Origin of the sequence: Paenalicyclobacillus cellulosilyticus, assembly GCF_014647315.1 — a bacterium.
Lineage (GTDB): Bacteria > Bacillota > Bacilli > Alicyclobacillales > Alicyclobacillaceae > Alicyclobacillus_J > Alicyclobacillus_J cellulosilyticus.
On sequence record NZ_BMOY01000156.1, the window covers coordinates 1 to 235 of the forward strand.

Annotated in this window: 1 protein-coding gene; it reads right to left on the reverse strand. The window is 44.7% G+C overall.

The window, feature by feature from the left end:
- Nucleotides 1-235: biotin carboxylase N-terminal domain-containing protein (locus tag IEX97_RS13335; protein WP_308426217.1), on the reverse strand; the 235-nt coding region annotated here is incomplete at both ends.

Sequence of the window (235 nt, forward strand, 5' to 3'; positions counted from 1 at the left end):
TAAAGCGAAAACCGCTTTGTTCAACAATATCGGCAAAATCTGCGTTTTCAGCAAGAAAACCATAGCCGGGATGAATGGCAACTGCATCCGTAATTTCGGCCGCGGATATAATGGCCGGGATGTTTAAATAGCTTTTTTGGGAGCTAGCAGGTCCAATGCAAACGGTTTCATCAGCAAGCCGAACATGTAACAAATCTTTATCCACGTCTGAATGAACGGCAACCGTTTGAATGCC